Source organism: Parabacteroides chongii, assembly GCF_029581355.1.
Classification (GTDB): domain Bacteria; phylum Bacteroidota; class Bacteroidia; order Bacteroidales; family Tannerellaceae; genus Parabacteroides; species Parabacteroides chongii.
Genome location: NZ_CP120849.1, coordinates 2,105,697 through 2,118,037 on the forward strand (window position 1 = coordinate 2,105,697; position 12,341 = coordinate 2,118,037).

Below are 12,341 nucleotides of genomic sequence, written 5' to 3' on the forward strand. Positions count from 1 at the left end.
GGTTTCTAATTTAAAACCAAACAGCTTTGAACGAGAAAGATTTTGAAATAATGGCGCCGGTCGGCTCGTATGAGTCGTTGATGGCAGCTATCCAGGGAGGAGCCGACTCCATCTACTTCGGCATTGAAGGACTGAATATGCGTTCGCGCTCTTCCAATAATTTCACCACGGACGATTTGCGTAAGATTGTCTCCATCTGTAAGGAACACAGCATTAAGAGTTATTTGACGGTTAATACGGTTATTTACGGGGAAGACCTGGCATTGATGCGTGAAATTATCGATGCGGCAAAGGAAGCGGAAGTCTCTGCAATTATTGCGGCAGACGTGGCAGCCATGAGCTATGCGAACCGGATCGGGCAGGAAGTTCACCTGTCTACCCAGCTGAATATATCGAATGTGGAGGCGCTGAAGTTCTATGCCCAGTTTGCCGATGTGGTGGTGCTGGCGCGCGAATTGAATCTGAAACAGGTAGCCGAAATCTACAAACAGATTGTAGAACAGCAGATAACCGGTCCGAGAGGCGAACTGATCCGTATCGAGATGTTTGCCCACGGTGCCTTGTGTATGGCTGTTTCCGGTAAATGCTATTTGAGCCTGCATGAAATGAATGCGTCTGCCAACCGGGGTGCTTGCATGCAGATCTGCCGCCGCGGATATACGGTGAAAGATAAGGACAGCAACATCGAACTGGATATAGAAAATCAATATATCATGTCGCCCAAAGACCTGAAAACGATCCATTTCATGAACAAGATGATGGATGCAGGCGTGCGGGTATTCAAGATCGAAGGCCGTGCCCGCGGACCGGAATATGTGCGTCTCGTGACTGAATGTTATAAAGAAGCAGTGAAGGCTTATTGCAGTGGAACATATGATGAAGAAAAGATCGCCGTCTGGGACGAGCGTCTGAAAAGCGTCTTCAACCGGGGCTTTTGGGACGGCTATTATCTGGGACAGCGTTTGGGTGAATGGAGCAGCAAGTATGGTTCCGGTTCGACCAAAAAGAAAGTATATGTGGCGAAAGGCATCAAATACTTCAGCGGCATCGGTGTGGCTGAATTTGAAATGGAATCGGGCTCGCTGAAAGCGGGAGATGAGATTCTGATCACAGGCCCGACAACCGGTGCGGTGATGCAGACCATCGATGAGATACGTGTCGACCTGAAGCCGGTGGAAGAAACCGTAAAAGGCGAGCGTTTCTCCTTCAAAGTATCTGAAAAGGTACGCCCTTCCGACCGCCTGTATAAAATGGTACCTAACAACGATAAAGAACTGAAATAATGAAAGAGTATATTTTTAAACTGACAGACAAGGTGCGCGACTATGAATGCGACCTGCAGGGAGTAGTGAACAACTCCAACTATCAGCATTATATGGAACATACCCGTCATGAGTTCCTCGAATCGCTGGGCGAGAATTTCGGAGCCATGCACGATAAAGGGGTGGACGGCTTCGTCTCTCATGTGGAGATCGATTATAAAACATCCTTGAAGAGCGGCGACAGTTATATCTCCTGCCTGAATGTGTATAAGAAAGGCGTGAAACTGGTTTTTGAACAGGATATCTATCGGGCTTCGGACGGTGTGCTGGCTACCAAAGGGAAAGTTGAGTCTGTTGTTGTGCAGGACGGCAAGCTGACCCGCGGCGAATATTTCGACGAAATGCTTAAAAGGATACAGGATAAACTATGAGATAGATTATGACAGACAACCGGATTTACCAAATTGGCTTAACTATGATAAACGGGGTAGGAGATATCCTGGCCCGTCAGCTTCTGCAAACCTGTGGTGATGCGGAAGCCGTTTTTACGGAGACACAACATGTATTGGAGAAGATTCCGGGTTTCGGTTCGGCTACGGCCGCTGCTGTCAAACGCCCGGAAGTCCTTCTGCAAGCGGAAAAAGAGTTAGCCTTTATCGAAAAGAACCAGCTCACCTGTTATTTCCTGACAGATGAGAATTACCCGAAACGTTTGAAGGAGTGCTCTGATGCTCCGGTGCTTCTCTATTTTAAAGGCGGTGCCGATCTGAATGCTTCTCGTATTATCAGTATTGTTGGAACCCGTCATGCAACGGAGTATGGCAGGGCGATGACGGACGAACTGGTACACACCCTTTCGCTTTCTATCCCGAACTTACTGATCGTAAGCGGACTGGCTTATGGTATCGACGTATGTGCCCATCGGGCTGCGCTTAAAGCGAACTTGCCGACGGTAGGTGTGCTGGCTCACGGGTTGGATCGTATTTATCCGCCTTCGCATCGTTCCGTAGCAGTGGATATGTTGGACCGCGGAGGTTTGCTGACCGAATTTCGTAGTGGAACGGAACCGGATAAGCCGAACTTTGTACGGCGTAACCGGATTGTTGCCGGTATGGCGGATGCGACGGTCGTGATAGAATCTGCCGAGAAAGGCGGCTCGCTGATCACTGCCGATCTTGCTTTCTCCTATGGACGGGATGTCTACGCATTTCCCGGTCGGGTAAACGATCTCCATTCGAAAGGCTGCAATGCCTTGATCCGGCAGAATAAGGCTGGGCTGATAACTTCCGCTTCCGACCTTATCTCGGCGCTTTGCTGGGATATAAAGGAAACAGCTTCTTCCCTCCCTGTTCAGACTGAATTGTTTTTCGGGGAAGATGAGCGGACAGCACCGGTAATAACCGTTCTCCGTGAAAGAGGCGAGATGCATATCGACCAACTGGCTGTTGCATTGAATCTGCCTGTCCGTGAACTGTCATCTTTACTCTTTGAACTGGAGATGAACGGTTTGATCAGGACTTTGCCGGGAAATATCTACCGGCTTGCCTAACGGTTACATCTCATAACTTATTTCAATTAAAACAACCGCCTGTTTATATTGTTTTAGAGATGTTGATTGTTTCTTTTGTGTAAACAGGAAGTATCTTTATCTTTGTCAAAAGCATTTGAATATGGAATTGCGAACAGCGAATGTGATCAGATATATTATGCCTTTACGGGAAGGCGGTTCGTTGCCGGCTTTGGCTGAAGCCGACGATGAATATAAATATGTAGTAAAGTTCCGTGGCGCCGGTCATGGAACCAAAGCGCTTATTGCCGAACTGATCGGTGGTGAAGTCGCACGTGCACTGGGCTTTCGTGTTCCGGAGCTGGTCTTCCTAAATCTGGATGAGGCTTTCGGACGAACGGAAGGTGATGAGGAGATACAGGATTTGTTACAGGCGAGCCGTGGTCTGAACCTGGGATTACATTTCCTGTCGGGCGCACTGACATTCGATCCGGTAGTTAATAAGGTAGGAGAAAAGCTGGCCTCGCAGATCGTCTGGCTGGATGCCTTGCTGACCAACGTGGACCGTACGACCCGCAATACCAATATGCTGATGTGGCATAAGGAATTGTGGCTGATTGATCATGGTGCATCGCTTTACTTCCATTATTCATGGTCGAACTGGCACAAACACGCTTTGAGTCCGTTTATCCAGATCAAGGATCATGCTTTGTTGCCGGAGGCCGGTAAGCTGGAAGAAGTGAATGCCGAGTTCGAACGTTTGCTTACTCCGGAAAAGGTTCGTGAGATCGTCTCCCTGATTCCGGACGACTGGCTGCATTGGAGTGAAAGTCCCGGTACGCCGCAGGAGATAAGAGAAGTCTATATTGAATTTTTGACAGAAAGGATTCCCCATTCCGAAACATTTATAAAAGAAGCACAAGATGCAAGGAAAGCACTTATATGAATACGCCGTTATCCGTTTTGTTCCCCGGGTGGAACGTGAGGAGTTTATTAATGTAGGTATTATCATGTTCTCGAAACAGGCCCGCTTTATAAAGGCGCGTTATCAGGTGGACGAGAAGAAGCTCCGTCTGTTTTCCTCAGAGCTGGATATGGATTCGTTGTATGCTGCTCTGAAAGTATTCGATCATATCTGTTCGGGGGCAAAGAGCGCAGGTCCTATCGCTGCCATGGATATCCCTGAACGTTTCCGCTGGCTGACGGCTGTGCGCAGTTCTTCGATACAGACATCCCGTCCGCATCCCGGCTTTTCCTGCGATCTGGAGGCGACGTTCGAGAAGCTGTATGCCGAGTTGGTGATCTAGTCTATATCGGATATTTCAGCAAAGAAAGTCTATTTTAATTGTTAATTTTAGCAGTTTTTGCCAGTATTGTATATAGTTTTATTTTAGCTAACACTTTTTGGCGAAAGAGGCTTTTGCACTTAACATATATTGTCTGTAAAAAGCTTGACAAATGCTTGCTGTAGGCGTATCTTTGTACTGTGGTTTTTTCATAATAGTATTAGATTTAAGGTTAACAAAGTTTGATTAGGGCTTGTCGTGAGACAGGCTTTAATTGTTTATGGAGGTTTGCTATCGGAGCAAACCTTTTTTGTTTATACGATCCGAATATTTTTTCCGGAATAAGGAATTGAAATGAACTTTTGTTTTTTATTCCCTGTATATGAAATAAAGAAACCGGGACCAGGGGAGACGGGAAAAGGAGGTATTAATTTTATCCGTAATGTTTCTGTTATGTTCTTTTAATTGGTTACATTTGCGAAAGATCAGTGATTCAGTTATTTAGAAATTAGATTATAATGATGTCCTTTTTTATTTACTTTTTTATTATTGTGGTGGGGATTGTGGCTTTGATTTGTATTGTTGGCCTTCTTCTGCCGAATGAAAGAACCGCAACCAGCGAATGCTATTACAATGCATCGCCGGAAAAGGTTTATAATGCGCTGACGAATAACGCAGATTGTGGTTATCGCAGCGATTTGGAAAAGGTTGTCATTATAGAAGAAAATGATGGGATAGAAGTTTGGGACGAGATCGCGAAGAATGGTTCCGTCATCCGTTTCCGGACAGCCAATAAACAGCCTTATTCGTTGTATGAGTTTGATATTATCCGGGGGAACGGATTCACCGGCCATTGGAAAGGTGAATTGAAGTCAACCAGTACAGGCGGAACGCATTTTACATCAACGGAAACCATTCGGATAAAAAATCCTATCATCAAACTCCTTTCTTACTTGTTTTTCGATCTGGAGAAGTTCATGCATACCTATCAAAATGACCTGCGGGTGAAGTTGAGTGAGGATATTGCATAAAAAAGGGAGCTTAATGAGCTCCCAGGAATTTAAAAGGTTTAGTAGTAACAAACTGATCTGCCGTATTACCGGCATACGTTTTGCTGCTCACGAGATCCAGCATTTTCACGGGTGCCTTTTCTGAAAAATCCACATCCTTGAGATCCACCCAGAAGATATTGGGATGGATAGTCGATTCATAATAATAGACTTTATTTTTCTGATCGGAGACCGTTCTCCATATCGTCGATGAAATATTCGGCTGGTCAGGTGTTGTGATTCCTAACGGAACAGATGTGTTGCGGATCACACTGAATACGCTTGCCACTGCTGTACGCATGTCTTCTACTTTCGGGATGGCATTGATATAGAAAGAAGCACGTACAAAACGGTCGGCAGCCCGGTTGGTTCCGGGTAAGAAAGTCGTCCCTCCGATGTTCTTCCAGTAATCGTCCAAAGCCAACTGCTGATCGAAAACAGGTGAGTTTGTCATGACCTGGTAGGATTTGTCGTGATGGATGTTTAACTTGCCGTTTACATATTCAAAGATTGCATTGTCACCTTTATCGTCAGAGATGGAAAGATGCAATGTCGCCATCCGGGTACCATCCGGCATCATATCCGATACCACTTCAAATGTTCCTTTTTCGACAAAAGTGACCGCTTCGTCTACTGTTGCAAAATTATCCAGCATATATTGGACCCATGCAGCAATGGATAATCCCGGTTTCTTTCCGTCCCATTGTGGGTATTCCGATTCAGCCAGCCAAAGTAGGTTGGCTACCAGTCCTTTTTCATTCATTCCGTCCGTACTGCAGATATCGTAGGCTGAAGTCACTACACTGCCATATTTGGAAGTCCATTCCAGAGGATTTTTACCTATTTCGCCGTTACGCTGCATTCCCCGCGGAAATATCCAAAGGTTGCTGCGGGTGTCTTCTTTCCAGTCCATGGTCCGTCCCGTCAATACTGTATTATCTTTTCCCTGATAGACAACTCTGGTGCAGGCATCTGCCGGATTAAACTGTGCACTAGCCGTGATTGCAGCCAGCGCTATTCCCCATTTCTTAATGTGTCTCATAACCTTATCGTTTTAATATATAAACGATTTGTCTGTCAGAATGTTTAGAAAAACAGGGGGTATGGCGAATAATCTTTTGGCCTGCTGTGGAATAGTTTCAATGCTTTCTCCCCATAACAGATGCAAAAGTAATAAAAAAGTACCTTTTGATGACGTTTGTGTAGTTAAAAGCATTACTTTTGTAGCTTGTAATTAGTTGAAAACGAAAAAGAATGGATAAAGTAAGTTATGCACTTGGCTTAAGTATCGGAAATAATTTCCAGAACTCGGGCATTAATGATCTTCAAATTGAAGACTTTGTAAAAGGATTAAAAGATATTTTGGGTGACCAGACTCCTGAAATCAGTTATGACGAAGCTAAGCAGGTGATCAACGATTACTTCATGAAGCTGCAAAAAGAAAAATTTGAGATCAATAAGAAAGCAGGCGAAGAATTCCTGAACATTAATAAAGGAAAAGCAGGCGTTGTAACGCTGCCCAGCGGATTGCAATATCAGGTACTTCAGAAAGGTGAAGGCCCGACACCGACTGCTTCCGACAGCGTAAAATGTCATTATCACGGAACTTTAATCAACGGTACAGTGTTTGATAGTTCAGTACAGCGCGGTGAACCGGCTGTATTCGGAGTATCACAGGTAATCCCGGGATGGGTGGAAGCATTGCAGCTGATGCCGGTAGGTTCCAAATGGAGACTGTTCATTCCTTCCAACCTGGCTTATGGCGAGCACGGAGCAGGAGAAGCTATCGAGCCGAACAGCGCATTGGTGTTTGATGTTGAATTATTGGACATAGTAAAATAATTTATAGAGAAAAATGAAAAAGATTAATGTTTTAGTTGCTACGGTTATTGTAGCGTTGGGCGTTTCTGCCACATCTTGTGACTCAAAAAGAAGTGCGAGCCTGAAAACTGGTGCGGATAGCGCGAGCTATGCAATCGGTATTGCGAACGGAAGTATGTTCAAACAGAATCTGGAAGGTATGCCTGGCGGTCCTGTGAATATAGACGATCTGTTGGCAGGTTTCGAAGCAGCTTTGAAGAGCGACACTACTGGTGCGAAGATGACTATGGAACAGGCTCAGGCTTATCTGAATACTTATTTCGTAGAGGCTCAGGCTAAAGAAGCCCAGAAAGCAAAAGATGAAGGTGATAAATTCCTTGCTGAAAACAAAACGAAAGAAGGCGTTATCACAACAGAAAGCGGCTTGCAATATAAAGTAGAAACTGAAGGTACAGGTGCAAAACCTACAAAAGAAGATAAAGTAAAAGTACATTATACGGGTACATTACTGGATGGAACTACATTCGATAGCTCTGTAGAACGTGGTGAACCGGCTGAGTTCGGTGTAGACCGTGTGATTCCGGGATGGACAGAAGTTCTGCAGATCATGCCGGTTGGTTCTAAATATATAGTTTGGGTTCCTTCTGAACTAGGTTATGGCCAACAGCCTCCTCGCGGAAGCAATATCAAACCGAACAGCGTTTTGAAATTTGAAGTAGAATTATTGGATATCGTAAAATAAGGCGATAAAAAGAAACTCTACATTTTGTAGATAAAGAGGCGGGTAAATTATGCTAAAAAGCATTATTTGCCCGCTTTTATTATTTATTTACTACTTTTTTCTTTCAGAATGATAGATTGTTGAAAATAATTATATACTTTTGATATATAAATAACAAGAGCGTATAATAAAGCGATAGAGAAGATGGAGAAAATAGACAAACTGGACCGGCAGATATTGAACATTATTTCAAAGAATGCCAGGATTCCTTTCAAGGATGTAGCTGAAGAGTGTGGCGTGTCGCGTGCAGCCATTCATCAACGGGTACAGCGCATGATTGATATGAATGTGATCGTTGGGTCGGGTTATCATATTAATCCTAAGATTCTGGGATATAACACCTGTACATACATCGGGGTAAAGTTGGAACGCGGTTCCATGTATAAAGATGTAGTACCTGAGTTCGAGAAGATACCGGAGGTGGTTGAATGTCATTTTACAACAGGTCCGTATACCATGCTGATCAAATTGTATGCACGCGACAATGAGCACCTGATGGAATTGTTGAACTCTAAGATTCAGGAAATACCGGGTGTTACGGCTACAGAAACATTGATATCTTTGCGTCAGAGTGTAAAACGCGAGATTCCTATCTGCAACATAAACGAATAAAATATTCTAAAAAATAGAAGCCCGGCCTCCTGGTGAGTAGCCGGGCTTTTTTATATTCACGGCAATTACTACTTTTGTAGGGTTGAGTTATATGATTCCATGAAAAAATATATAGGACTGTTCATTTTATTATGTTGTTTTTCTTCGTGGCTTACTGCCGGAGAAAACTACTGCTTCCGTGTCTATCTGAAAGATAAAGGCGACTCCGGGTTTTCTGTAGATGAACCGGAGGCATTCCTGTCGAAAGAGTCTATCCAGCGGCGTAAAAAGACGGGAATACCTGTTACCGCTTCTGATCTGCCTATTTCAAGGGCTTACCTGGATACATTGGTTGCCAGTGGCGGAGAACCTGTTGTGCAGAGTAAATGGCTTTCGACCGTAGTTGTTACCAGCAAGGATAGTACTGTTGCCGACCGGCTGAAAGAACTGACCATGGTCGATTCAGTGAAATGGGTATGGAAAGGGAATGATGTGGTTCCTGCTCAGGAGGACGACCAGGAAATCCGCCTGGCTCCAACAGATACACCTCTGAAAGCAAAATACGGATATGCGGAAAACCAGATTAAGATGTTGAACGGGGTCAAATTGCATGAAGCCGGATTCAGGGGAGAAGGAATGCGTGTGGCTGTGATCGATGCCGGCTTCCGGAATGTCGACCGTATCTGTGTATTCGATTCCCTGCAGCTGATCGGAACGCACAATGTGATTTATCCGGGGCGCAGCGTCTATGAGGCGGACGATCACGGAACGAAAGTATTATCCTGTATGGCTGCCAATATGCCCGGTATAATGGTCGGTACGGCTCCTAAAGCCTCTTATCTGTTGATCAAGAGTGAAGACAGCGATTCGGAATATCCGATAGAAGAAGATTATTGGGCTGCGGCTGTCGAATATGCGGATAGTGTAGGTGTAGATGTCATTTCTTCTTCTTTGGGTTATTTTGCTTTTGATGCGGACGAACTGTCTTATGATCAGGCTGCCCTTGACGGGAAAAGTTCATTGATCAGTCAGGCAGCCCATATAGCCGGACAAAAAGGTATCCTGATGTTTTGTAGTGCCGGAAATGAAGGAAACGGCAGTTGGGGAAAAATCACTTTCCCTTCGGATGCTTCGGATATCCTGACGGTAGGATCAGTCACGGAAGATAAGAAGAAAAGTATTTTCAGCTCTGTCGGTTTTACTGCCGATTACCGTGTGAAACCGGATGTTGTCGCATTGGGATCAGGCAGTTGTGTGATCGATCCGTATGGGAATATCCGTTATGCCAGCGGAACTTCTTTTGCAACGCCCATATTGGCCGGAATGGGTGTCTGTCTGTGGCAGGCATTGCCGGAATTGACCAATAAAGAGATCATTGCTCTATTACAGGAAATGTCAAGCCAATCCAAACGGCCTGATGCTGAGTTGGGATATGGTATACCGAATATCTATAAAGCCTATAAGAAAGGAATGCAATATGCCAGGACAGAACATTAATTCGGAATATACGGGAAATGAACGCAGGGAGTTCTCTTTGTTGGAGCTGAACAATCGGATCCATTCCGCTATCAGCGAAGCTTTTCCCGGCACTTGCTGGGTACGTGCAGAGATGAGTGATGTGCGGACAAATGCATCTTCCGGCCATTGTTACCTGGAGTTTATCGAAAAGAATCCGGTTACCGGACAATTGGTGGCAAAGGCGCGTGGCTCGATATGGGCGAAGACGTTCCGGATGCTGAAGCCTTATTTTGAGATGGAGACCGGACAGTTATTTGCATCCGGGTTAAAGGTGTTGGTAAAGGTCTCCGTGGAATTTCATGAGTTATACGGATACAGCCTGACGGTGTTGGATATCGATCCGGCTTATACGTTGGGGGATATGTTGAGGAAGCGGATGGAGATTATACGCCAGTTGAAAGAGGAGGGTGTATTTGCATTGAATAAGGAATTGCCGTTCCCTGCCCTGCCGAAACGTATTGCTGTCATTACTTCTCCTACGGCTGCCGGTTATGAAGATTTTCTGAATCAGCTGGAGGGTAATAAAGCCGGTTATTCTTTCTATACCAAATTGTTTCCTGCCTTGATGCAGGGAGAAAGGACAGAGGAGTCGGTTATCGCTGCACTCGACCGTATATATCGCCATATGGATTATTTTGATGTAGTCGTGATCATTCGTGGCGGTGGTTCTACGTCTGACCTGAATAGTTTCGATTCTTACCTGCTGGCAGCGAACTGTGCGCAGTTCCCGTTGCCTGTAATAACCGGCATCGGGCATGAACGCGATGATACAATTCTGGATCTGGTCGCTCACACACGGATGAAAACTCCTACTGCGGTGGCTGAGTTTCTGATCGGTCGTATGGACGCCGCTGCCGAGGAGTTGGAAGCGCTTCAGCAGGATGTGAGTGAACTGGCTACCGACATTTTGTTGAAACAGAAAAACTTTCTGCAGTTGCTGGGCGCACGTTTGCCGGTGATTGTAACGAACCGGATCGAGCGTAACCGTTCGTTTTTGCAAATGGTCGGTAATAAACTGCCGTCTTCGGTTTCAGCCATGCTGCTTCGTCGCCGTTCGACTTTGGAAAGTATGCAGATGCAATTGCAGAATCGGGCTACTTCCCGTTTGACAGAAAAGGCTCGTTTTATCCAGCTGACGGAGCAGTTCATCAAAATGGCTTCTCCCGATTATGTACTGAAACGAGGCTATAGCCTGGCCCTCAAAGACGGCAAAATAATTAAACATGCCACCGAACTGAGTTCCGGCGACGAACTGGTCACTCGGTTTGCGGATGGGGATGTGAAGAGTATCGTTAAAAAATAAATCATTCCGATATATGACAAAGAAAGAGGAAACATACAATGAAGCAGTAGAAAAACTGCGTAAAATCGTAGCCGATATAGAGAACGGCGAACTGGATGTGGATGTCCTTTCCGAGAAAGTGAAGGAAGCGACCCGGCTGATCAAATTGTGTAAGGAGAAATTATATAAAGTAGACGAAGAAGTTAAAAAGGTACTGGAGGAACTGGAATAATGCGTAAATACGTTCTGATCGTTGCCGGAGGGAAAGGACTTCGGATGGGCGGAGACCTGCCAAAGCAGTTTATCCCGCTGGAGGGGAAACCTGTCCTGATGCATACGCTGGAAGCGTTTCATCGGTGGGATGCTTCGGCTGAACTGGTGTTGGTTCTTCCCGAAGATCATCAGTCTTATTGGAATATGCTTTGCCGCGAAATCGGATGCAAAGTACCTCACCGGATTGCTAATGGCGGGGAGACGCGTTTTCATTCCGTTCGGAACGGTTTGCAATTCCTTTCGGAAGAAATTGGAAATACATCCGGGAGAAATGAAAAAGTCCTGATAGCGGTGCATGACGGCGTACGCCCGTTTGTCTCTTCCGAAGTGATTGCTGCCTGCTTCGATGAAGCGGAAAAAAACGGAACTGCTATTCCTGTTATGCCGATGATCGACTCCTTACGCGAAACAGACGAAAAAGGCTCTCATCCGGTAGACCGCAACCGTTATTTTGCTGTACAGACGCCGCAAGTGTTCTCTTCCGACCTGTTATTGAGAGCCTATGAACAAGAGTTTTCTGCTCTTTTTACGGATGATGCATCTGTCGTGGAAGCGATGGGGGGAGCTATTCACATGGTTACCGGAAACCGGGAGAACATAAAAATTACGACACCTTTTGATTTACTGGTTGCCGAAAGTTTGATTTTACGGGATAAAAGTCTAACGCTGTAAATCATAAAGTCCGGTATAGTAAGGCTTTCTGATTTACAGTATTTGCCAACATCTCTTTTTTATTGAACAAATCGTATGCCTCTTATTGTCTGCCAGTTACTAGAGTTATGAATATTCGTATGAATGTAGGACCTTTTGTCGGTAGATCGGCATTAGAGTTTAATGTGGGAACAGCGGTTGAGGGTGGCTTGGAGTATCGCAAATATTATGTGGGCTTTTTCTGGTTCAAAGATATAGCAGGTGAAAGTTATTCCAGAGTAAATCTTTCAGTTGGCTATAAATTTGCATTGTGACCATAA

The 12,341-nt window shown here is 45.1% G+C and carries 15 protein-coding genes; 14 read left to right on the forward strand and 1 reads right to left on the reverse strand.

Translation table 11 applies throughout. The features are described from left to right. Window positions 1-26 precede the first annotated feature (26 nt). The 6 genes from P3L47_RS07900 (at window position 27) to P3L47_RS07925 (ending at window position 5,086) form a co-directional block, all read left to right on the forward strand. The gene (locus P3L47_RS07900) at window positions 27-1,283 is read left to right on the forward strand and encodes a peptidase U32 family protein (RefSeq protein ID WP_277783258.1); all 1,257 of its coding nucleotides are present in this window, start codon (window positions 27-29) and stop codon (window positions 1,281-1,283) included. After that, window positions 1,283-1,693, forward strand: coding sequence for an acyl-CoA thioesterase (locus P3L47_RS07905; protein ID WP_122363625.1), 411 nt, complete (start codon window positions 1,283-1,285; stop codon window positions 1,691-1,693). The genes P3L47_RS07900 and P3L47_RS07905 overlap by 1 nt, the downstream gene beginning before the upstream one ends. 8 nt (window positions 1,694-1,701) lie before the next feature. Beyond that, window positions 1,702-2,811, forward strand: coding sequence for a DNA-processing protein DprA (gene dprA / locus P3L47_RS07910; protein ID WP_277783259.1), 1,110 nt, complete (start codon window positions 1,702-1,704; stop codon window positions 2,809-2,811). A 121-nt stretch (window positions 2,812-2,932) separates the two neighbouring features. Beyond that, window positions 2,933-3,715 (forward strand): HipA family kinase, encoded by a 783-nt coding sequence (locus P3L47_RS07915; RefSeq protein ID WP_277783260.1) that lies wholly within the window; start codon window positions 2,933-2,935, stop codon window positions 3,713-3,715. Continuing rightward, window positions 3,693-4,076 carry a DUF3037 domain-containing protein gene (locus P3L47_RS07920; protein WP_122363628.1) on the forward strand — a complete coding sequence of 128 codons (384 nt, stop codon included), beginning with the start codon at window positions 3,693-3,695 and terminating at the stop codon, window positions 4,074-4,076. Before P3L47_RS07915 ends, P3L47_RS07920 begins: the two co-directional genes overlap by 23 nt. Window positions 4,077-4,573: 497 nt before the next feature. Continuing rightward, window positions 4,574-5,086 (forward strand): hypothetical protein, encoded by a 513-nt coding sequence (locus P3L47_RS07925; RefSeq protein ID WP_122363629.1) that lies wholly within the window; start codon window positions 4,574-4,576, stop codon window positions 5,084-5,086. 10 nt (window positions 5,087-5,096) lie between these two features. On the opposite strand, the gene P3L47_RS07930 is transcribed toward P3L47_RS07925, so the two are convergent. Next, window positions 5,097-6,146, reverse strand: coding sequence for a linear amide C-N hydrolase (locus P3L47_RS07930; protein ID WP_277783261.1), 1,050 nt, complete (start codon window positions 6,144-6,146; stop codon window positions 5,097-5,099). 212 nt (window positions 6,147-6,358) lie between these two features. Between P3L47_RS07930 and bamJ (P3L47_RS07935) the strand changes: the two genes are divergently transcribed. The 8 genes from bamJ (P3L47_RS07935) to P3L47_RS07970 all read left to right on the forward strand — a co-directional run bounded on the left by bamJ (P3L47_RS07935) (window position 6,359) and on the right by P3L47_RS07970 (window position 12,335). Further along, entirely contained in the window at window positions 6,359-6,946 is a 588-nt protein-coding gene (gene bamJ, locus P3L47_RS07935; RefSeq protein WP_122363631.1) for a BamJ family beta-barrel-assembly machinery protein, read from the forward strand. 13 nt (window positions 6,947-6,959) lie between these two features. Beyond that, window positions 6,960-7,667, forward strand: a complete 708-nt coding sequence (gene bamJ / locus P3L47_RS07940) for a BamJ family beta-barrel-assembly machinery protein (RefSeq protein ID WP_122363632.1) — start codon at window positions 6,960-6,962, stop codon at window positions 7,665-7,667. 183 nt (window positions 7,668-7,850) lie between these two features. Further along, window positions 7,851-8,318: an Lrp/AsnC family transcriptional regulator gene (locus P3L47_RS07945; protein WP_005860962.1), complete on the forward strand. Its 468-nt coding sequence runs from the start codon at window positions 7,851-7,853 to the stop codon at window positions 8,316-8,318. Between the two features lie 99 nt (window positions 8,319-8,417). Then, on the forward strand, window positions 8,418-9,794 hold the full coding sequence (locus tag P3L47_RS07950; RefSeq protein WP_277783262.1) for a S8 family peptidase: 1,377 nt from the start codon (window positions 8,418-8,420) through the stop codon (window positions 9,792-9,794). Then, window positions 9,775-11,118, forward strand: coding sequence for an exodeoxyribonuclease VII large subunit (gene xseA, locus P3L47_RS07955; protein WP_277783263.1), 1,344 nt, complete (start codon window positions 9,775-9,777; stop codon window positions 11,116-11,118). The genes P3L47_RS07950 and xseA overlap by 20 nt, the downstream gene beginning before the upstream one ends. Window positions 11,119-11,131: 13 nt before the next feature. After that, window positions 11,132-11,329 (forward strand): exodeoxyribonuclease VII small subunit, encoded by a 198-nt coding sequence (gene xseB / locus P3L47_RS07960; RefSeq protein ID WP_046145623.1) that lies wholly within the window; start codon window positions 11,132-11,134, stop codon window positions 11,327-11,329. After that, a complete protein-coding gene (locus P3L47_RS07965; protein WP_277783264.1) occupies window positions 11,329-12,042 on the forward strand; it encodes a 2-C-methyl-D-erythritol 4-phosphate cytidylyltransferase in 714 nt (237 codons plus the stop codon). Before xseB ends, P3L47_RS07965 begins: the two co-directional genes overlap by 1 nt. 107 nt (window positions 12,043-12,149) lie before the next feature. Next, the gene (locus P3L47_RS07970) at window positions 12,150-12,335 is read left to right on the forward strand and encodes a hypothetical protein (protein ID WP_122363636.1); all 186 of its coding nucleotides are present in this window, start codon (window positions 12,150-12,152) and stop codon (window positions 12,333-12,335) included. Window positions 12,336-12,341 lie beyond the last annotated feature (6 nt).